Below are 19,898 nucleotides of genomic sequence, written 5' to 3'. Positions count from 1 at the left end.
GCAGCGTTCAGATCCAGCCCATCTCTTCGCGTCTCTCCCGGTAAATGATTCCGAGGATCCGGCCGTTCAGCATCATCACGATGATGCCGACCGCCGCCATGATCAGGGTGCCTGCAATCGGAATTCCGGCCACCAATCCGCCGAGGAACATCTCGAACATGAAGAGAAGCGCGAACAAAAACACCGCCAGCCAGTAAAGGCCTCCGGCACGGATAATAGCCGGAAAGACGATGTGAGGGCTAATGGCCCCCAGATAGCCAAGCACCACCACCGCCATCATCGCCATGGGAAAGTAGATGGCGCCAAATCCGAGCAACGCAAACACCAGGCCCTTCTGCTGGTGGGCCTCATCCACGCCGTAGGTGTAAATCAGAACAGGCGCGAAGGAGGCGAAGAACACGATGACCGATTTGAGCATCGGCCAGACAAGATCTTCCCAGACGTTCGACACGTTCGGAAACATCGGGGCTTCGTTGCTTCCTGTCGCGGTGGTTTCAATGATCTCGAAGTAGGTTGCGATAAGATAGGCACCAAGAATCAGCGAAGCGATGACTCCGAACATGGGCGCAAATTGAACCCACTCCGAAAGAGCGGAAAGGATCGCGCCGATCAGCAGCATGTACTTTCCCGAACCCCGGAAGGGATAAGTGAAGATATCCTGGATGATGCCCATGGCGATTGGCTAGATGAAGAGCCCTCCCCTGTCATGCCCGGAAAACGACGGGCCCGAGGAGACCAACTTCTTGAACAAGCGGACTAGCGAAGCGCCTTGACGAAGAAGAGCTCCGGATCTCCTTCATCGAGACCGATTATTTTTCCAGCCTGACGATAGCCTCGAGCGTGAAGCAGACGCTTCATGGTCCGGTTGGATTGGTTGGTGGAGGTCCAGAGTTCGCCTTTCGCTTCGGCGAGTTTCTCCATCCTTTCGATCAATCGAGTACCCCAGCCTTCACGCCGGTGATCGGGATGGACCAACAGCAGCTCGAGGAAAAAACGTTCGAAAAAGCCACGCCTGAGAATGGCAAATGCCAGCAGCCGCTCCTTTTCCACCAACACGAATAGGCCTCTCTCCTGAAGTGCCTGCTTGAGAAGGTGCCCGCGGCGTTTGGCCATAGGGTCGATCTCCTTGATTGCCCTGAGATCCTTCGGATGCGCGCGCCGGATTCTCACAACTCATGGAGCTGGATCCAGAAGCGATCTCCACCCCCTTCGATCCGGGTGCAGCAGGAACTTTTCTTATGAAGCACGGAAGCCGAACCGCACTTCGCGGCAATCTCCCTCAGCGTGCGAATGAGTTCCTGCTTCAACACACGTCAATCCACCGGCACGATGCGGATCTTTCCGGCGGGCTGCTTCATGGTCTCGGAAAGAGTGGTTCCCACCGGGGTCGCCGAGGTAGCGGCCGGGGTTTGATCAAGCGCATTCTTCAGAGCACCTTCGACCAACTGGCCGCAGTGGATTTTCATGGGCGGGAGAGGGCCAAGGTCGCCGGTGAGTTCATTTGCGGAGAGCTCGCGCGCTTCCTCGGCGGTCTTTCCCTTGAGCAGCTCGGTGGCCATGGAGGCGACGGCGATCGCGGTCTGGCAGCCGAAGGATTGGAAGGAGGCGCGGTCGATCACCCGCTTGCCGTCCTTTTCGGTGAACTTCAGCCACATCCGCAGCATGTCCCCGCAGTCCGGCGAACCCACCGTTCCGACGGCGTCGGCATCGGCGATCTCTCCTTGATTCTGGGGGGAGGCCAAGGCCTCGCGGACTTTCTGTTCGAAATCGCTCACGCGCCGACGATGCGGCAGGAAAGCGCGGATTCAAGAGCAAGCATTTCCCGTTAGCCGGGCGGGGGACGTCCGGAATTCGTCATTCCTGATTTCCCGTTCTTGCCAAGAAGCCGTTAGCCGGAAAAGTCTAGGGCACCACGGCGGGGCTTAGCGGATAAAGCCTGGCCGCTCCCCTGCATGTATTTTCTGGGAATCGAAATCGGCCACGCTGCAACCCGCGTGGTGGCGCTGGATCTCGAAGCCGCCACCGTCGCGGCCGAGTCAGTGGCCGCCCATGCGTGGGTCGAAGGGCTGCCCGACGGGTATCGGGAGCAGGATCCCGCCTCGTGGATCGGTGCCGCGGACTTGGCGATGCGCCAGTGCTTGGAAGCTCTAGGCGATGGACGTGGCGGGGTTTCCGGCATCGGAGTGACCGCTCCCAGCGGCGGCATGGTGGTCCTCGACGAAGGAAACCGCATCGTCCGTCCCGCGAAACTGGGTATCGATCGCTCGGCCCAGCGTCAGGCGGACGAATTCGCCCGTGCCTTCGGCGGAGCCCCGGGCCTGATCGAACTGGCGGGCAACCCGGTCGAACCGGGCTCGCTGGCAGCACAGGCACTGTGGCTGAAGCAGCACGAACCTTATCATTTTCAACGCGCGGCGCGTTTGATGACGCCGCAAGATTTCATCGGCTACTGGCTGACTGGAGAATCCGGCATCGAGGCTGGTTCTGCCGCGACCACGGGGCTTTTCGACGTGCCACAGCGCCGCTGGAGTGCGGAGCTTCTGGAATTCGTCGATGGTAGGCTTTATGACATGATGCCGCCGGGGATTTCCCCGCTGCAGCCGCGCGGTCAACTCCGGCCGGCGCTCTGTCAGGCATGGGGTCTGCCGGAAAGCGTGATCGTGGCACCCGGTTCGGGAGCCGCTGCCCTCGCCGCTTTGGCGGTAGGAGCTGCGGGCGATGGCTCGGTGGTGGCGGATCTTTCGGCCGACGGCTCGCTGGCCGCGATTTCGGATCGCCCCGTTGTCGATTTCCGAGGGGAGGCAGCCACGCTATGCGATGCTTCCGGGCGCTGGCTGACCCGCCTCGGCATGTCGAATGCGGTGGCGGCTCTCGAATTGGTCCGGCGGCACTATGGTTGGTCTGGAGCACAATTCGAGCAGGCGCTCGCAAACACCAGCGCCGGGGCCAACGGCTTGCTCTTCCTCCCCTATCTGCGGGGAGAAACGACCCCTCGCCTGCCGGATGCCACCGGGGTCCTGCACGGGATCACTCTCGACAATTTCACGCCGGGCAATCTGGCCCGTGCCTCCGCAGAGGGCCTTGCACTTGGCTTCGGCTATGGCTTCAGCCGCCTGCGGGATCTTGGCTTCGAGCCTGCAGGCGTCCGCGTGGCGCGGGATGCTGGTCCGGCTTTCCAGCAACTGCTCGCCGATGTCTTCGGGGTGCCGGTAGTCGCGGTGGCCGGCACGGGTGGCCCGCTGCTGGGCGCAGCCATGCAGGCAGCGGTGGTGTATTTCCGGCTCAACGGCGAATCACTCGGCTTCGACGAAATCGCGGGCTACATCGTCACGGTGGACGATTCCACCCGCCGAGATCCCGATCCGGTGCGGCATGAGTTTTACGAGGAGCTACTGGCCCGGCAGCAATATTTGGTCGAGACCCTCCACACGGGAGGTTTCCTGTAATGGCCCGGAAGAGCAGCGAGATCCGCGAGAGCGGAAAGTCCACTTTCTTGGGCAAGCTGGCGGGGCGCATCATGCAGGCCTATTGCGCCACTCTGCGCTTCGAGATCGTGGACCGGTGCGGGCTTACCCGGCCCGGGGGGATTTCCGGGCCGGTGATCTACTGCCTCTGGCACAACCGCATTTTCACCGTCCCCGCCGCGTGGAAAAAGGCCTGTGGCAAGCACCGCAAGGCGGTGGTCCTCACCAGCGCCAGCCATGACGGGGCAGCGCTCGCAAGAGCGGTCGGGGTTTTCGGCATCGGGTCGGTGCGAGGGTCCTCCTCACGACGTGGAGTCGCGGCTCTGGTCAGCATGCTGAAGACCCTGCGCGAGGGCACCGACGTGTGTATCACCCCGGACGGGCCGCGGGGTCCGCGCCACGTGATCCAGCCCGGGCTGGTGAAGCTGGCGGAGGCCAGTGGTGCACCGATCATCCCGATCCACGTGGAGTATCCTGCGTGCTGGGAGTTGAAAACCTGGGACCGTTTTGCGATTCCGAAGCCCTGTAGCAAGGTGCGCGTCATTTTCGACGAGGCGCTTGCCGTCCCGCGGGGGCTTTCCGAAGATGACTTCGAAACGTGGCGCCGCCGCATCGAGGAACTGATGCTGCGCGGCACCGGAGAAACCATTTCCCACGATCTACGATGACTTCCGTAATTGATGGCAAGGCGGTCGCCGCCTCCGTGCTCGAAGAATGCCGCGCCGAGGTGGCCGAACTGAAGGCAAAGGGCACTGTGCCCGGTCTCGCCGTGGTGCTCGTCGGCGATGATCCGGCATCTCATGTCTATGTCGGCTCAAAGGTCCGCACCTGCGCGGACCTGGGCCTTCACTCGGAGAAAATCGTGCTGCCCGCTGAGACAACCCAGGAGGAACTGATCGCGGTGGTCCAGCGCCTGAATGCGGATCCGGCAATCCATGGCATTTTGGTGCAGAGCCCGCCGCCAAAGCACATCGATGAAGAAGCCGTGGTCCGTGCGATCGATCCGCGCAAAGACGTGGATGGCTTCCATCCCGAGAACGTCGCAAAGCTGGCGCTGGAAGATCCGACCGGTTTTGTCCCCTGCACCCCCGCCGGCTGCATGCGTTTGCTCGCCGCCGCCGGGGTGAAGACCGCGGGCGCGGAAGCCGTGGTGATCGGCCGCAGCATGATCGTTGGCAAGCCCATGGCGCTACTGCTGATGGCAAAGGGCTCCGATGCCACCGTCACCGTCGCCCACTCCCGCAGTAAGGACCTGCCCGCCATCTGCCGCCGCGCCGATATCATCGTGGCCGCCGTCGGCCGCCCCGAAATGGTGAAGGCGGATTGGATGAAGGAAGGTGCTGTGGTGATCGACGTCGGTATCAACCGCATCGACGATCCATCCACGAAGAAGGGCTATCGTCTCGTGGGCGATGTCGCTTACGACGAAGTCGCGCCCAAGTGCTCGGCGATCACGCCGGTTCCTGGCGGCGTGGGTCCGATGACTATCGCGCTGCTGATCAAGAACACGCTACAAGCAGCACGGCAGCTCGGATGAAAACCCGGCTTCCCGCTTTGGCGATCGCCCTCGCCGTCTCCGCCTGTTCTCCGATGACTCCGGCGAAATATGCCGCATCAAAGGCCGAGCAGCGCGCGAAGTATCCAGAACTACAGAAGCTCTACCGCGATGGGCAGAGCTCGGACGAGATCACTGCAGGGATCAAAGCCAATGGCACCTCCGCCTTTGGCAGGGAAACCGCAGAGCGGCCAGCGCAAGGGTGGCACTCCCCCTCATGGCAAAGCCTTGAGGAGGAGGCCGGAAATCACCGTGTGGAGAAGGTGGATCGCTTCACCTTCGGAGGAATGACCAGCCTCATGGCTCCAGTGGTTTATCATCATCGCGTCTTTTACGACAAACGGGGCAAGTCCATCGGTTGGTATCTGACCCAGCACTGAACCGCCGCCTCACGGAAGGGTGGTGCGCAACAGGACCGAGTGCTTTTGGGCGACGACGGTGCCATCGCCCTTTGGCAGCAGGAAGAAATCGCCTTTTCCGAAACGCTGGCCACCGCACTGCACGGCACCTTCCGCGACCGAGAAAATCGAGAAGTGCTCGGCATTCCAGTTGCTGGTTGCGTTGCCTTCGGAGAGCTCCAGTTTTTCTACCCGGAAGTACTCGCATTCCGCGATGACCGGACCTGTCGGCTTGTCCATGCCCGGCTCGAAGTCATCGAAGTCGATGCTGGCGAGGGATTCCTCCACATGGAGTTCGCGCGGCTTTCCGTCGAGGCCCATGCGGTTCCAGTCGAAGACCCGGTAGGTGGTGTCGCTGTTTTGCTGGATCTCATGGATGAGAAAGCCGGCACCGATCGCGTGGAGGCGGCCGGAGGGGATGAAGATCGACTCGCCGATGTCCGGCTCAATCGGATGGACGCTTTTTTCCAAGGTGCCCTTGCTGATGGCTTTCTCGAAATCCTCGCGGCTGACGCCTTCCTTGAGACCCACGTAGAGCTTCGCGCCCGGATCCGCGTCCGCGATGTACCACATCTCGGTTTTCGGCTCCCCGGCAAGTTGCGCAGCCAGGTGCGCGGGGGGATGAACTTGGATCGAGAGGTCATCACGGGCATCGAGGACCTTGATCAGCAAGGGAAAGCGCTCGCTGTTCGGAAGGCCTTCACCGAAAACCTCGACGCGATGCTCCGTCCACAGTTCGTGAAGAGTCGCCCCATCGTAATGGCCTCCTTTGACGACCGATTGCTCCTTCTCCCGGTCCACGATTTCCCACGACTCCCCGTAAGGAGCTGAATCGGGCAGGGTCCGGCCATACTGCTGTTCGAGTTCGCGTCCTCCCCAGACGCGCTGCATGTAGAGGGGCTGAAAAACGATGGGTTCCACGGAGGCGGAACATGCGCGAGGATTTCCGCATCGCAAAGCACGAGATATGGCAACCTCGACAAGATCGGGAAAACCATGAATTAGTAAGGCTTTCCGTATTTTACAGCTTCCGAAATCGATCTTGCCCGGAAGCCCCTTGGAGGGGATGCTGGCCGGGGGAGAAATCCACATGGCAAAGAGCGATAACCGAAAGCGCGGCGAAGTGTCCGAGGCACCCCGATGGTCCAATGAGGTCATCGGCATCATCCTGATTTGTGCCGGCCTCCTCGCCTTCCTTTCCGTGGTCTCCTACTCGACCGATGATCTGCCGTCCGACTGGGCGAACTGGATGGAGATCTTCCGCGGAAAGAATCACAACCTGATCGGGGGTCTCGGGGTGGCGCTGGGCTTTGTCCAAGTAGCGCTGTTTGGAGCGGCGGGCTACATCGTCCCGGTCGCGCTCATCTGGTTTGGCGTGGTGAAGCTGGTCTTCGATGGCCGCCTGTGGCCACGGACGATGATCGGCTTCATCATCCTGACCCTCAGCGGTGCCGCTTTCATGCACGCATGGCATGGGGGCGAACGCATCGACATTTCCCGGCATGCGGGCGGGGTGATCGGACATCTTCTCGGAAATTATCTCTTCCTGCCCCTGCTCAGCCGCATCGGTTCGATGCTTTTCCTGGGAGCCGCGTATCTCGTTTCCTTAATCCTGCTAACGGGGCAACCGCCGGTGAAATTCGTGAAGGGGGTGAATCAGTTGATCTTGGATCAGATCGCCCGCCAGCGGGAACGCCGTGCGGAGGCAGCCTTGCAAGCGAGCAAGGATGAGCTCCGCAACAATGAGCGCGAGAAGGAGCGCGAGCGCCGCCGCAAGGAGCGAGAAGCAGGGAAGCCAGCTCCCGAGCCGATCGCTACCCAGCCGGAAGCCCAGCAGGAGTTGCCACTGCGCGAAACGCCGGCACCTCAGATCATCGATGCTTCCCAGCGCCGGATCGAAGCGCCGAAGCCAGGAGACAAGCCTTTCGAGCGCAAGACACCGAGCCACCTCTCCCTTTCCGTGGCGGGCTTCGAGGACTATGAGCTGCCAGGCTTTGACCTGCTGGATGAAGTCGAGGAGACCGAGGCACCGGAAGCCAATCGTGATGAACTGCTGGCCACCCAACGGACCATCATCGACACGCTTCGCGCCTTCGGTATCGAGGTAACGCCGGGTGACATCACGCGCGGTCCGACGATCACCCGCTACGAGATCTATCCATCCACCGGTTTGCGCGTGTCCCGCATTTCCCAGCTGGAAGCAGACATTGCCCGCGCGACCTGTGCGGAGCGGATCAACATCCTCGCACCGATTCCGGGCAAGGACACCGTGGGCATCGAGCTCGCAAACTCGCAGAAGGTATCGGTGCCGCTGCGCGAGCTGCTACAGGATCCGGAATTCCGCTCGGCGAAGAAGAAGATCCCGCTCGCGCTGGGCAAAGATGTGTACGGCAAGACCGTTATCGGCGACCTCGCCGCAATGCCTCACCTGCTGGTGGCCGGCGCCACTGGCTCGGGCAAATCGGTCTGCATCAATTCGATCATTGCCTCGATGCTCTTCAAGTTCGGGCCTGATGAGCTGCGCTTCATCATGGTCGACCCGAAGGTGGTGGAAATGCAGATGTACAACAAGCTGCCCCACCTTGTCGTGCCGGTGGTGACCGATCCGAAGAAGGTGGTCGCCGCGCTGAAGTGGGTGGTAAACGAGATGGAGAAACGCTACCGGGTCTTCGCGAAAACCGGCGTGCGGAACTTCGATGCCTTCAATCACCGGGTGCGCCCGGAGAAAACCGAAGCTGCGGCCGAGGAAGCAAAGGACGACACTCCGCCATGGAATGCCGACGAGGAAGTGGACATGGAATCCATCGAATCGATCGCTGCCGCGCTGGAGTCCGGCGAGCTGGGCCCGGAGGCGGAAGAAGACGAGCTGCCGATCGAGGAAGAGAAGATCCCGGATCGTTATCCTTACATCGTGGTGCTCATCGACGAGCTCGCCGACCTGATGCAGACCGCGCCGGCGGACGTGGAAATGTGCATCGCACGTATCGCGCAGAAGGCTCGTGCCGCGGGTATCCATTTGATCATCGCCACGCAGACGCCGCGTGCCGACGTGGTGACCGGCATCATCAAGGCAAACATCCCCTGCCGCATCGCCTTCCAGGTCTCCTCGCAGCTTGATTCGCGCGTGATCCTCGACACCAAGGGGGCCGAGAAGCTCGTGGGTAAGGGCGATATGCTTTACCTGCCTCCGGGTTCCGCAAAGCTGGAGCGCTCGCAAGGTGCTTTCGTTTCGGATGAAGAAGTGGAACGCCTTGTCGACCACTGCGCGGCTCAGGCGGAACCGAACTTCGAAACGGACATCCAGCGTTCCATCGATAGCGGCGGGGATGACGGCGAGGATGAAGATGACATCTCGCCTGCCGACGAGGAGCTGATCATGAAGTGCATCGAGGTGGCGCGACAGGAACAGAAGTGCAGCACTTCCCTCCTGCAGCGGCGCCTGCGTCTGGGCTACACCCGGGCCGCCCGCATGGTGGATATTCTCGAAGCTCGCGGTGTGGTGGGACCTGGCGACGGAGCAAAGCCGCGCGAGGTCTATCTGAAGTAATACGTGGGGCGATTCATCTCCAATTATCCAGACGATGCCTGCTGCACCAACGTTTTGTGAGAGCTGTGAAAGCGCGCTCGCTCAGCTGGAATACCACGACGCCGGAACGGATCTGCCCTACCTGCTTTGCGGGTCGTGCAAAGATCGTTTGATCGCGCGGAGCCTGCGGCCACTGGAGTGGTACAACTTGGCAAAGCGTCACGGCTGGACTGGCTACCTCATCCACGACGATTTTTATGAGGAGGATGGAGAAGCTCTCCAACCGATGACCGAGGTCGAGGACGCCTCGGATCTGCCGGTACCGCACTTGAAAGATGTCGCCGGAGATCCCAGGCGGCTTCTGGAATATTCGGTGACTCGCTGGGACTTCGATGCCAAGCTCCAGAAAGCGTGGCGCACGCATCCTCCGGACAAGATTCTGGAGGAGGTGAGACGTCACACCCAAGCTCCTGTGAGCCGGGCCGTACGTGAGACCTGCCTGGACGTGATGACCTTCTGCGTCAAAGGGAACGCGGGGGATTTCGTGCGGGAATCGTGGCAAGTTGAAGGCTTGGGACTTCATAGTCTCGTCGCGGCAAGCGCAGCCTGCATGCCCTTCACGGATGCATTTGAACGCACCACCAAATCCTTGGCTGCAATGCCGGACGCGGAGCGGGCGAAATCAATTTCAGTTCTGATCCATTTTCAAAATCCAAAGATCTTGGATTGGATCGAAGAAAACTACTTTTCACCGCATTCAGATCACTGGGGACAGATCGCCGCGGCTTCGAAGCTGGATTGGCCCCGCGTCGAGTCCTGGCTTAGCTCCGGCCGACCGCTTTCACTCGTCGCCCTCGACGCCCTTCAAGTGATTGCCAATCCGGCAAGTCCCCTGCTTCAGGAAATTGCGCCAGAACTCCTTCTCGCTCCCAGCCGAGAGCACTTCATCCACGTGCTTCGGGAATACGCAAAGCGCGATCCCATGCCCCGAGTGACTAAGCAGGTGGATAGATTACTATCCGCGTAGCGAGCTAGACTCTCCTCACAACACGGTTCCTGGCAGCCACCTCTGCGGGTAGGTCTACGGAACTCGCGGGCATCTCTGACAGATGCCCCCAAGCCACTCGAGAGGCCCCACGCATATTCAATGCGCGGGCACCAAGAAGGCATTCCCGCTGCCCCGATCCCGGAGGGGTCTCAGCCTCCGTAACCCGGACTTGGGGCGAAGCCGACACCCTCGATCCAATCAAGGTTCCGGGTGACAATCGATCTCGAAGGGATATCCGGTCGATCCAGCAATTCGCCACCGCATCGCATCCCCTGCTGGCTCCTCGCGGGCAAAAAAAGAGCCCGGCACCTTCATTTCTGAAGATGCCGGGCAAATACCTGGCGACGACCTACTCTCACAGGACCTATCGTCCCAATACCATCGGCGCTGCAGCGTTTCACTTCCGGGTTCGGAATGGGACCGGGTGGTTCCACCGCGCTCTGGCCACCAGAGGGCGGCCCTGTTGTCGATCTCATCGATCAGGGCCGGGACTCTGGTTGTCTGAGCTGCCAGTCGCATGCCGCTCCCTGACATCCGCACGGAGAGTTTCAAGTTTTTCAATGACCTCAATTCGTCCACTTTGAGCCGGTCGCGATCACTTGGTTGAACAAGCGATTCCGAACGGAATCAAGCCAGACGGATGATTAGTACCGGTAAGCTGCATATATTGCTACACTTCCACTTCCGGCCTATCAACGTGGTAGTCTTCCACGATCCTTCAGGGAAAACTCATCTTGGGAGGAGCTTGGCGCTTAGATGCTTTCAGCGCTTATCTCGTCCGAACTTAGCTACCCGGCCATGCTCTTGACAGAACAACCGGTGCACCAGAGGTTCGTCAATTCCGGTCCTCTCGTACTAGGAATTGAACCCCTCAGTTTTCCTGCGCCCACAGAGGATAGAGGACCGAACTGTCTCGCGACGTTCTGAACCCAGCTCGCGTGCCGCTTTAACCGGCGAACAGCCGGACCCTTGGGACCTTCTCCAGCCCCAGGATGCGACGAGCCGACATCGAGGTGCCAAACTTCGCCGTCGATATGAACTCTTGGGCGAAATCAGCCTGTTATCCCTAAGGTACCTTTTATCCGTTGAGCGACGGCAATTCCACATTCTACCGCCGGATCACTTAGGCCGACTTTCGTCTCTGCTCGGCTTGTAGGCCTCACAGTTAGGCGGGCTTATGCCTATGCACTCGACACATGGTTGCAGACCATGCTGAGCCCACCTTCGCGCTCCTCCGTTACTCTTTGGGAGGATACCGCCCCAGTAAAACTGACCGGCTGACACTGTTTCCCGCCCGGTTTCACGGGTCGGGGTTAGATCTTCCAACACCCAAGGGTGGTATCTCACTGTTGACTCCGCGATCCCCTAAAGGACCACTTCAACGTCTCCCACTTATGCTGAGCATGAGAATCGAAAAACCAATGACAGCTTACAGTTAAGGTCTATAGGGTCTTTCCGTCCTTCTGCGGGTAGGCGGCATCTTCACCGCCATTACAATTTCACTGAGCACCTGGTTGAGACAGTGCCCAACTCGTTACACGATTCGTGCAGGTCGGAACTTACCCGACAAGGAATTTCGCTACCTTAGGACCGTTATAGTTACGGCCGACATTCACGGGGACTTGGGCTCAAAGCTTCGCCTTGCGACTAACCTCTTACCTTAATCTTTCCGCATTGGTCACGTGTCACACCCTATACTTGGACTTAGCGTCTTGGCAGAGTGCTGTGTTTTTGCTAAACAGTCGGTTGGGCCATTTCACTGCGGCCCGCATTGCTGCGGGCACCCCTTCTTCCGAAGTTACGGGGCTAATTTGCCGAGTTCCTTAACCAGGGTTCACTCTTGCGCCTTGGTATACTCTACCCACCCACCTGTGTCGGTTTACGGTACGGGTTGCTTAGCATGCATAGGGGCTTTTCTTGGCACAACTTCCAGCCATGCGGATCGGCCGTAGCCTCACCTCGGAATTCAATCACCTAGTGGCTTTCCATCATGCGTCCTCCCTACTTAAGTTTCGCAAGTGCAGGAATATTAACCTGCTGTCCATCGCCTACGCGTATCCGCCTCGGCTTAGGTCCCGACTAACCCCGGGACGAAAAACGTAGCCCGGGAAACCTGGGGTTTACGGCGGACCGGGATTTCACCGGTCTTATCGTTACTCATGTCTGCATCCTCTCTTCCCAACTCTCCAGTTTCAGTCGCCATCCACCTTCAGCGTGTTGGGAATGCTCCTCTACCGCGCCTACTGATACAGTAGACACCCAGAGCTTCGGTACCATGCTTATCGCCGATCATTTTCGGCGCAGGATCTCTCGATGAGTAAGCTATTACGCACTTTTTAAATGGTGGCTGCTTCTAAGCCAACATCCTCACTGTCTGTGAAATCCCACATCCTTTCCACTTAGCATGGTTTAGGCACCTTAGCTGCTGATCAGGGTTGTTTCCCTTTTGACGATGAAGCTTATCCCCCACCGTCTCACTGCCGCGCTCCACTCACCGGTATTCGGAGTTTGATAGGGTTTGGTAGACGGGTATGCCCCCTAGCCCTTTCAGTGCTCTACCCCCGGTAATCAGCACGCGACGCTGCACCTCAATGCATTTCGAGGAGAACCAGCTATCACGGGGTTTGAATAGCCTTTCACTCCTACCCTCAAGTCATCCGAGAATTTTTCAACATTCACCGGTTCGGTCCTTCACGTCGTATTACCGACGCTTCAACCTGCTCAAGGGTAGATCACCTCCGCTTCGGGTCCAGCACGTGCAACTATGGACGCCCTATTCGGACTCGCTTTCGCTGCGCCTCCGATCCGGAAGATCTTAGGCTTGCCACACATACTGACTCGCAGACTCATTAAGCAAAAGGCACGCAATCACCCCCGAAGGGGCTCTTACACCTTGTAGGCACAGGGTTTCAGGTTCTATTTCACTCCGCTCGCAGCGGTTCTTTTCACCTTTCCCTCACGGTACTGGTTCACTATCGGTCGCTAACTAGTATTTAGCCTTACGCCGTGGTCGGCGCAGATTCACACAACGTTCCACGTGTGCTGTGCTACTCAGGAACACCCTAGGGCCGCGTCGGATTTCGGTTACGGGGATATCACCCTCTATGTCGGAACTTTCCAGGTCCTTCACCTATCGTCAACGGTCCCACGTCGGGGTCCTACAACCCCGGAGGCAAGCCTCCGGTTTGGGCTCTTCCGCTTTCGCTCGCCACTACTTACGGAATCGATTCTCTTTCTTTTCCTCCGCTTACTGAGATGTTTCACTTCAGCGGGTCTCGCGTGCTTTTCCCTATCTTTGTTCAGGAAAAGACGATGGCGTATTAACACCACCAGGTTACCCCATTCGGAAATCTCCGGATCATAGCTCGTTTGCAGCTCCCCGAAGCTTATCGCAGCTTATCACGTCCTTCATCGCCTGTTAGCACCAAGGCATTCACTCTGTGCCCTTTGAAGCTTGATTCCATATCGAAATCAGCGTTCTTGCGACGCACCTTCAGCTTTGCCGTAAAGCAGCTGCGGTTTGCGCCGCGCCGGACTGAGTCAATCCGGCAAATCATTTGTATATCCAAGGACCGCGCAAATAATGGCTCATGTGAACAATTGATTTTTTGCAGTCTTAAAAAACTTTATTTCTCCATGCGGATGTCAAAGAGCGGCAATGCTCTCACAAGTTGTTATTCATGTTCTTTTCCAAGTTCACTCGCGAATGGTGGGCCTGATAGGACTCGAACCTATGACCCCCGCCTTATCAAGGCGGTGCTCTAACCAACTGAGCTACAGGCCCTTTATTCAAGAGGCGCAGCTTTTGGAAGTTGGTGGAGGCACGGGGATTCGAACCCCGGACATCCAGCTTGCAAAGCTGGCGCTCTACCAACTGAGCTATACCCCCTCACGGGGAACTTTTGAAGAAGAAGAGGACGAAAGCTAAATCGTGTGCTGCGGGCTTCAAATCCGCGCGGGAATTAATATTTTGGTGTGGGATTCTTCATCTGATCCACAACCCCTTCATCTTTTTACAGATGAGGCAGGGTCTCGACCTGTCACAGGGACCTTGAGAAGGTTTGTGACTGCTCCATAGAAAGGAGGTGATCCAGCCGCAGGTTCCCCTACGGCTACCTTGTTACGACTTCATCCCAGTTACCAGCTTCACCTTAGGATCGTGCGATACTTCGGGTGCTACCGGCTTCCATGATGTGACGGGCGGTGTGTACAAGACCCGGGAACGTATTCACGCTGCCGTAGCTGATGCAGCATTACTAGCGATTCCGGCTTCATGGAGGCGAGTTGCAGCCTCCAATCCGAACTGGGCCCAGTTTTATAGATTTCCTCCACCTCGCGGTCTCGGTTCTCATTGTGCTGGGCATTGTAGTACGTGTGCAGCCCAAGGCGTAAGGGCCATACTGACCTGACGTCGTCCCCACCTTCCTCCCAGTTGATCTGGGCAGTCTGACTAGAGTCCCCACCATAACGTGCTGGCAACTAATCACAGGGGTTGCGCTCGTTGCGGGACTTAACCCAACATCTCACGACACGAGCTGACGACGGCCATGCAGCACCTGTGCAAATTCCCCGAAGGGTCACGCGCTTTCACGCGCTTAGAGATGCATGTCAAGCCTTGGTAAGGTTCTTCGCGTTGCATCGAATTAAGCCACATACTCCACCGCTTGTGCGGGTCCCCGTCAATTTCTTTGAGTTTTAGCCTTGCGGCCGTACTTCCCAGGCGGTGCGCTTAACGCGTTAGCTCCGGCACAAGGGGGGTCGAATCCCCTCACACCAAGCGCACACCGTTTACTGCTAGGACTACAGGGGTATCTAATCCCTTTTGCTCCCCTAGCCTTCGAGCCTCAGCGTCAGATGTTGTCCAGTAGCTCGCCTTCGCCACGAGTGTTCCTCTCGATATCCACGCATTTCACTGCTACACCGAGAATTCCAGCTACCTCTCCAACCCTCAAGCACGGCAGTATCGGATGCAGTTCCGGGGTTGAGCCCCGGGATTTCACATCTGACTTACCGCGCAGCCTACGCTCCCTTTACGCCCAGTGATTCCGAACAACGCTTGGGACCTTCGTATTACCGCGGCTGCTGGCACGAAGTTAGCCGTCCCTTCCTCTTCCGGTACTATCAACCCTGCCGGCTATTCACCGTCAGGTCTTACTCCCGGATGACAGGAGTTTACAATCCGAAGACCTTCATCCTCCACGCGGCGTTGCACCATCAGGGTTTCCCCCATTGTGAATTATTCTCGACTGCTGCCACCCGTAGGTGTCTGGACCGTGTCTCAGTTCCAGTGTGCCTGATCATCCTCTCAGACCAGGTACCCGTCGTAGCCTTGGTGGGCCGTTACCCCGCCAACTAGCTGATAGGCCGCGAGCCAATCCTGCAGCGGCAGCTTTCGCCACCTTTACCCTTGCGGGACCATGGGGTATTAATCCGCCTTTCGGCGGGCTATTCCCCACTGCAGGGCATGTAACTCACGTGTTACGCACCCGTGCGCCACTGAATGAAGCGGTATTGCTACAACTTCATCCCGTTCGACTTGCATGTCTTAAACACGCCGCCAGCGTTCGTTCTGAGCCAGAATCAAACTCTCCGTAAAAAACGTATGCGATGAGTCCTTGCGGACCATCGTCAAATTGACCGTTTCAAGTTCCGCCTTGCGGCTTCCCTCAAAACACCGCGCGCACTCTCATGCACGCAGCACACAATTTAGCCTTTTCCTCTTCACCCGGTCATTTTTGGCATGCCATCTGTTTACAACCTTCGCCGTGAACAACTTGCACCCTTCAAGACCGGGCCATGCTTGTGAAAGATCCTTCGTTCGAGGGGACTAAAAAGCCGATCGGACTCTCGAGGAGTCGCGATCGACCTTCGTCTCTCGCGTCGCTAGCGTTGCGGCGACGGGGAGACCCTAGTCTGAACCGGCCCCGCGGGTCAATCTCTTTCGTGAAGGTTTTCTCCAGTTTTTTCAGAGGAAACACTCAAGTCATTGGTTTTCAACAATGATACTCTTGAAGTTTTTTGAGCTCCGGGGCGACTTCGCCGCTCCCTCCACGTGCTCGGATGCAGAAGGACGTCAAAAACGGGGCTGAAATGCCGCTTGGGGCTATGTGTTCTTTATTACGGATCAATAGATTGCACACCTTTACGGACGCGCAACGGCACTTTTGGTGACGAGATCGGAAGAAGATCCGCTGCCTTAACCTATTGAATTCCCAGTGATTCCGCAAGTTCAGACTTCATTCCGTGCGGGTTCCTGAGGTCCCCAGTCGGGCGGCGGGACACTTTCCGGGCCCTCCAAAGGGGTCGGTGAGCCCCGTTCCGGCCCTCCGAAGGCGTCTATGGAGGTCTCGGGGTCCTCCTTCTGGATCTGTCCCTAGGAGCTGGCTCCCCGCTTGAGGAGGACTGCGGCCGATCTAAGGAGATTCTCCCCTCGAATGAGGGCGCAGAGGAAACTGCAGCGATGGCTGGGACATCCGGGCTGCGGGCGCCGGCATCGGGTCAATTACTAGATTTATCGTACTTCGCCACCGGAAGGCGGAAGATCACTGCCAACCCGTGCGGTGCTGCCGGCTCGGCACGCACGGTCCCGCCACATGCCTCCACGCCTGCGCGTACAATGGCCAAGCCAAGCCCGGATCCTCCCGCTTCACGGGTCCGCGCTGCATCCGGCCGGTAGAAGGGCTCAAACAGGCGCGGCAGATCGGCGGAGTCCACTCCGGGTCCATTATCCGCGATCACCAATTCCACTGCATCGCCATGCGGAGCCGCGGCGATCTTCACCAAGCAATCATCACCGCCGTGATTGCGGGCGTTTCGAAGAACATTCGCCACGGCACGCGCGAAGAGATTCCGATCCGCTGTCACGGCAAGGGCCGGCGCGATGCGGATCTCCGAATGCTGGCCGGCACACTCCCGGGAGAGCGCGAGCTGCACGATGGGCAGGATCTCCACGTTCTCGAGGCGGACCGAACCAGGCGCGGTGCTCGCCTTTGTGAACGCGAGTACTTCCGAAACCAGCCGCGACAGCTCGCTCACATCCTCCTCGATGGATTCGAGCCGCGTCTGTTGTTCCGAGGAGAGTCCATACTCCATGACGCCAAGCCCCGTGCGGATACGTGCGAGCGGCGAGCACAGCTCATGAGCCACATCTCCGAGAAAGCGCTTCTGGCCACGCACAAGCCGATCAAGCCGTGATGCCATCGATTCAATCGATGCGCCGAGGCTTCCCAATTCGTCCGAGCGCTCAACGCCGACGCGCGCTTCGAATCTGCCGTCCGCAATCGCTTCCGTGGCCCTGGAAAGCCGCGAGACGTAGCGGGTGATCCCAATGATGAAGGGAGCCCACAGCAGGAGGCTCAAGCCGAGTACGACCAAGGCACCGACACCCCATGGCTTCAAATCAAAGAAGAGGCCGTTTCCGGAGAGGTCGGCCGAGCGCAGGATGAGAAGCGCATGCAGCGGGACTTCTTGAGGAGGGTCGAAAAGAGGAAGATCGATGCCGGCCCAGTAGCCATTCCCGCCCTTGCCCCGGATCAGGAAATCGGGACGCACCTGGGGCTTGGCCATGCGATCTGCCATCCGGGGACGACCATCTTCTTCCCCGGGGCCTTCACGAGGCGGTGGAAAGCCGCGCATGCCTGGAGGTCCGCCCCCGGGAGGCGGGCCTTCCGCAAAGTCATCGGGAGGCCCCTCTGGCGGCGGGCCGCGGCGCCCCTCGGGACCACGCCCGCCAAAGCCACGGGGTGGCCTGGCGTCCCCTTGGGGCCGGCGGAATTCCTTGATCCGCCGTTCCACATTCTCCGGTACCGCTTCCGGGCGCGGGCCGATCCATTGATCCGGACCGAGCTGCAGGAAGAGCTGGATGCCCAGAGCCTGCTCATGCTGCCTGAGAATCTCAGGCCATTCTTTCCGCTGCGAGGCTCGCAATTCCGTGGCGAGTTCATCCCCGGCGATTTTCAGGCGCTCACCAGCCGCACCGCTGAGCAGCGAGTCCAACCCGAGCCGCAATTGCCAGGCAACGAAGAGCGCGAAGACCGCCGCGAGCACGCCGAGGTGGACGAGAAGCCAAACAAGCATCTTCGCCATCAGGGGAAATCTCGCGCGGCTCTTCATGATCCGGCGCCCTCGTCCATCAGCTTGTAACCCACGCCGCGGATGGTGTGGATGAAGCGCGGCTGTTTCGGATCATCCCCGAGCTTCCGGCGAAGCTGGGAAACGTGCACATCGATCGACCGATCGAAGACATCAAAGCGACGGTCCGAGACTTCCTCTAACAAGGACTCCCGGGTTTTCACGCGTCCCTTTGATTTCAGCAGGGTCGCCAAGATCGCGAATTCCAGCGCGGTGAGTTCCAGCGCTTCGCCGGCGAGGGTCGCCACGTGGCAGCCTTCATTCAAGACCAGCTCGCCTGCGACCAGATCCTTCGCGATGGCATCATCGCCGGCCGGCGGGGAAACGGAGCGACGCGTGACGGCGCGCAGGCGGGCGAGCAGCTCGCGGCTGGAGAAGGTCTTCGGCAGATAATCATCCGCGCCGAGTTCCAAGCCGACGATGCGATCCGCCTCTTCTCCCATCGCGGTCAGCATGAGGACGGGCACGGTGGAGGATTTCCGGAGTTCACGCAGGACCTCAAAGCCATCCATGCCCGGCATCATCACATCGAGCAGCACAGCCTCGAACTTTCCGGAGCGGGCCGCTTCGAGGCCCTCGGTACCGGTATGGCGCATGTCCACCTGCCAACCGTGAGGAGCCAGGTAATCGCGGATCAGCCCGCAGAGCTTGCGATCGTCGTCCACTACCAGCAGGGGACGGGCTTGGGGAAGATCCCTCGGATTCATGCTTCAGGGGAGGATGGCGCAAGCCGGCGACATTCAGCCACCGGTTTTACCTCTCCTTAACAAAACTTCCGGGAGGTGGAAGAGCGGCCTGTGTTCCGGGGAAAAGGCGACTTTTACACGAAGCCACCGCAACCCACACACACGCTTAACAATGGGCCGGTTCCATCGTTGGCGGATGACGGTTCTCCGCCGCTTAAACCACGAACGGATAACAACAATGAATACGACCACGATCACCTTCGCCGCAGCACTGCTGGCGGCGATCGCATGCCAGGCCCAAGAGGAACGCCAGGGACCTCCGGAGGGTGGACATCCTCCGCATCCTCCGATGCCCCTGATCCAAACGCTGGATAGCGACCGGGATCACAAAATCTCCGCAGCGGAGATTGCCGCCTCGGGCGAGGCGCTCAAGGCGCTGGATGAAAACGGCGATGGCGAACTAACCTTGGACGAACTGTTACCCGAGCCCCCGGAAGGTGCGCCGCCACCACCACATGGCCCAGCAGGCAGCCCCCCGCCTCTCCGAGCCGGTCCGCCACCCACGGAGGGAGCGGACCAGGAGGGCCGCCCTCCCCATCGGCCGTTGCCACCCGTGATTGCGACCCTCGACACGGATCGCGACGGGAAGGTCTCCGCAAGCGAGATCCAGACCGCACCGGAAGGGCTGGCCAAACTCGACAAGAACGGTGACGGCGAACTGACGCCTCGTGAACTGCAGCCCCAAGGGCCACCGCACGGACATGGACCGGCACAGCCACCGCAGGCGAATAAGGGCCCTTAGCAGCCCGTCGCAGCGCTTGGTTTGAGGATACCTGCGCTGCCGGATGGAAAAGGCGAGGCGGTATCCCTGAATTCATGGGGTACCGCCTCGCGACCATCCTACCGCTGGAAAGAGTTCGCAATCGCCCGCAACACACGGTGCTGAGGGCAGGTTTTCACCGGACGTGATGGCGATCGCGAAGGGGAGGCTGGGCATGAGCCCGCTGGCCTCACTGCATCTTCCACGCCAGATCACTTTTGATCTCAATTTCTGCCGATTATTGCAGAATCTGATTTGAAAGGCGCTAACG

At 59.3% G+C, this 19,898-nt stretch carries 13 protein-coding genes, 2 tRNA genes and 3 rRNA genes; 7 read left to right on the top strand and 11 right to left on the bottom strand.

What is annotated here, in order from left to right; genetic code table 11:
* Positions 1 to 7 precede the first annotated feature (7 nt).
* The 3 genes from HHL09_RS15770 to HHL09_RS15760 all read right to left on the bottom strand — a co-directional run bounded on the left by HHL09_RS15770 (position 8) and on the right by HHL09_RS15760 (position 1,775).
* The gene (locus HHL09_RS15770; protein WP_169455581.1) at positions 8 to 619 is read right to left on the bottom strand and encodes a hypothetical protein; all 612 of its coding nucleotides are present in this window, start codon (positions 617 to 619) and stop codon (positions 8 to 10) included.
* 137 nt (positions 620 to 756) lie between these two features.
* On the bottom strand, positions 757 to 1,170 hold the full coding sequence (locus tag HHL09_RS15765; protein ID WP_169455580.1) for a GNAT family N-acetyltransferase: 414 nt from the start codon (positions 1,168 to 1,170) through the stop codon (positions 757 to 759).
* 143 nt (positions 1,171 to 1,313) lie between these two features.
* A complete protein-coding gene (locus tag HHL09_RS15760) occupies positions 1,314 to 1,775 on the bottom strand; it encodes an iron-sulfur cluster assembly scaffold protein (protein ID WP_169455579.1) in 462 nt (153 codons plus the stop codon).
* 177 nt (positions 1,776 to 1,952) lie between these two features.
* On the opposite strand from HHL09_RS15760, the gene HHL09_RS15755 reads away from it, so the two are divergent.
* From HHL09_RS15755 to HHL09_RS15740, 4 genes are read left to right on the top strand one after another with little or no spacing between them, the layout of a single operon-like run.
* The gene (locus HHL09_RS15755) at positions 1,953 to 3,446 is read left to right on the top strand and encodes an FGGY family carbohydrate kinase (RefSeq protein WP_169455578.1); all 1,494 of its coding nucleotides are present in this window, start codon (positions 1,953 to 1,955) and stop codon (positions 3,444 to 3,446) included.
* Positions 3,446 to 4,132 (top strand): lysophospholipid acyltransferase family protein, encoded by a 687-nt coding sequence (locus tag HHL09_RS15750; RefSeq protein ID WP_169455577.1) that lies wholly within the window; start codon positions 3,446 to 3,448, stop codon positions 4,130 to 4,132. Before HHL09_RS15755 ends, HHL09_RS15750 begins: the two co-directional genes overlap by 1 nt.
* A complete protein-coding gene (gene folD, locus HHL09_RS15745; protein ID WP_169455576.1) occupies positions 4,129 to 5,001 on the top strand; it encodes a bifunctional methylenetetrahydrofolate dehydrogenase/methenyltetrahydrofolate cyclohydrolase FolD in 873 nt (290 codons plus the stop codon). The genes HHL09_RS15750 and folD overlap by 4 nt, the downstream gene beginning before the upstream one ends.
* Positions 4,998 to 5,399 (top strand): hypothetical protein, encoded by a 402-nt coding sequence (locus tag HHL09_RS15740; protein ID WP_169455575.1) that lies wholly within the window; start codon positions 4,998 to 5,000, stop codon positions 5,397 to 5,399. Before folD ends, HHL09_RS15740 begins: the two co-directional genes overlap by 4 nt.
* Positions 5,400 to 5,408: 9 nt before the next feature.
* Here the strand turns inward: HHL09_RS15740 and HHL09_RS15735 are convergent, their stop codons facing one another.
* Positions 5,409 to 6,338 (bottom strand): type I phosphomannose isomerase catalytic subunit, encoded by a 930-nt coding sequence (locus HHL09_RS15735; RefSeq protein WP_205760856.1) that lies wholly within the window; start codon positions 6,336 to 6,338, stop codon positions 5,409 to 5,411.
* A 169-nt stretch (positions 6,339 to 6,507) separates the two neighbouring features.
* Between HHL09_RS15735 and HHL09_RS15730 the strand changes: the two genes are divergently transcribed.
* Both HHL09_RS15730 and HHL09_RS15725 read left to right on the top strand, forming a co-directional pair.
* Positions 6,508 to 8,964, top strand: coding sequence for a DNA translocase FtsK (locus tag HHL09_RS15730; RefSeq protein WP_169455574.1), 2,457 nt, complete (start codon positions 6,508 to 6,510; stop codon positions 8,962 to 8,964).
* 34 nt (positions 8,965 to 8,998) lie between these two features.
* The gene (locus HHL09_RS15725; RefSeq protein ID WP_169455573.1) at positions 8,999 to 9,970 is read left to right on the top strand and encodes a hypothetical protein; all 972 of its coding nucleotides are present in this window, start codon (positions 8,999 to 9,001) and stop codon (positions 9,968 to 9,970) included.
* Positions 9,971 to 10,327: 357 nt separating this feature from the next.
* Here HHL09_RS15725 and rrf read toward each other — a convergent pair.
* From rrf to HHL09_RS15690, 7 genes are all read right to left on the bottom strand, one after another.
* Positions 10,328 to 10,443, bottom strand: a 5S ribosomal RNA gene (gene rrf, locus HHL09_RS15720).
* A gap of 171 nt (positions 10,444 to 10,614) precedes the next feature.
* Positions 10,615 to 13,451 (bottom strand): 23S ribosomal RNA (locus tag HHL09_RS15715).
* 247 nt (positions 13,452 to 13,698) lie between these two features.
* A tRNA-Ile gene (locus tag HHL09_RS15710) sits at positions 13,699 to 13,775 on the bottom strand.
* A 29-nt stretch (positions 13,776 to 13,804) separates the two neighbouring features.
* Positions 13,805 to 13,880: transfer RNA gene (locus HHL09_RS15705), tRNA-Ala, on the bottom strand.
* Positions 13,881 to 14,069: 189 nt separating this feature from the next.
* Positions 14,070 to 15,587 (bottom strand): 16S ribosomal RNA (locus HHL09_RS15700).
* Together the 16S, 23S and 5S rRNA genes with 2 tRNA genes alongside form the textbook arrangement of a ribosomal RNA operon.
* A gap of 902 nt (positions 15,588 to 16,489) precedes the next feature.
* The gene (locus HHL09_RS15695) at positions 16,490 to 18,076 is read right to left on the bottom strand and encodes a sensor histidine kinase (RefSeq protein WP_169455572.1); all 1,587 of its coding nucleotides are present in this window, start codon (positions 18,074 to 18,076) and stop codon (positions 16,490 to 16,492) included.
* Positions 18,077 to 18,099: 23 nt separating this feature from the next.
* The gene (locus tag HHL09_RS15690) at positions 18,100 to 18,828 is read right to left on the bottom strand and encodes a response regulator transcription factor (RefSeq protein WP_169455571.1); all 729 of its coding nucleotides are present in this window, start codon (positions 18,826 to 18,828) and stop codon (positions 18,100 to 18,102) included.
* Positions 18,829 to 19,045: 217 nt separating this feature from the next.
* Between HHL09_RS15690 and HHL09_RS15685 the strand changes: the two genes are divergently transcribed.
* Complete coding sequence (locus HHL09_RS15685; protein ID WP_169455570.1) at positions 19,046 to 19,609, top strand: EF-hand domain-containing protein; 564 nt, start codon at positions 19,046 to 19,048, stop codon at positions 19,607 to 19,609.
* The last annotated feature ends 289 nt before the right edge of the window (positions 19,610 to 19,898 follow it).

Source organism: Luteolibacter luteus, from assembly GCF_012913485.1.
In the GTDB taxonomy this organism is placed as follows: Bacteria; Verrucomicrobiota; Verrucomicrobiia; order Verrucomicrobiales; family Akkermansiaceae; genus Haloferula; species Haloferula lutea.
This window is presented reverse-complemented; position numbering and strand designations above follow the sequence as displayed.

What these genes read in the sequence shown, in the direction of transcription:
- HHL09_RS15770 (WP_169455581.1), bottom strand. Translation starts at nt 619, where the DNA reads ATGCTGCTGATCGGCGCGATCCTTTCCGCTCTTTCGGAGTGGGTTCAA.
- HHL09_RS15755 (WP_169455578.1), top strand. Translation starts at nt 1,953, where the DNA reads ATGTATTTTCTGGGAATCGAAATCGGCCACGCTGCAACCCGCGTGGTG.
- HHL09_RS15750 (WP_169455577.1), top strand. Translation starts at nt 3,446, where the DNA reads ATGGCCCGGAAGAGCAGCGAGATCCGCGAGAGCGGAAAGTCCACTTTC.
- folD (WP_169455576.1), top strand. Translation starts at nt 4,129, where the DNA reads ATGACTTCCGTAATTGATGGCAAGGCGGTCGCCGCCTCCGTGCTCGAA.
- HHL09_RS15740 (WP_169455575.1), top strand. Translation starts at nt 4,998, where the DNA reads ATGAAAACCCGGCTTCCCGCTTTGGCGATCGCCCTCGCCGTCTCCGCC.
- HHL09_RS15730 (WP_169455574.1), top strand. Translation starts at nt 6,508, where the DNA reads ATGGCAAAGAGCGATAACCGAAAGCGCGGCGAAGTGTCCGAGGCACCC.
- HHL09_RS15725 (WP_169455573.1), top strand. Translation starts at nt 8,999, where the DNA reads ATGCCTGCTGCACCAACGTTTTGTGAGAGCTGTGAAAGCGCGCTCGCT.
- HHL09_RS15695 (WP_169455572.1), bottom strand. Translation starts at nt 18,076, where the DNA reads ATGGCGAAGATGCTTGTTTGGCTTCTCGTCCACCTCGGCGTGCTCGCG.
- HHL09_RS15690 (WP_169455571.1), bottom strand. Translation starts at nt 18,828, where the DNA reads ATGAATCCGAGGGATCTTCCCCAAGCCCGTCCCCTGCTGGTAGTGGAC.
- HHL09_RS15685 (WP_169455570.1), top strand. Translation starts at nt 19,046, where the DNA reads ATGAATACGACCACGATCACCTTCGCCGCAGCACTGCTGGCGGCGATC.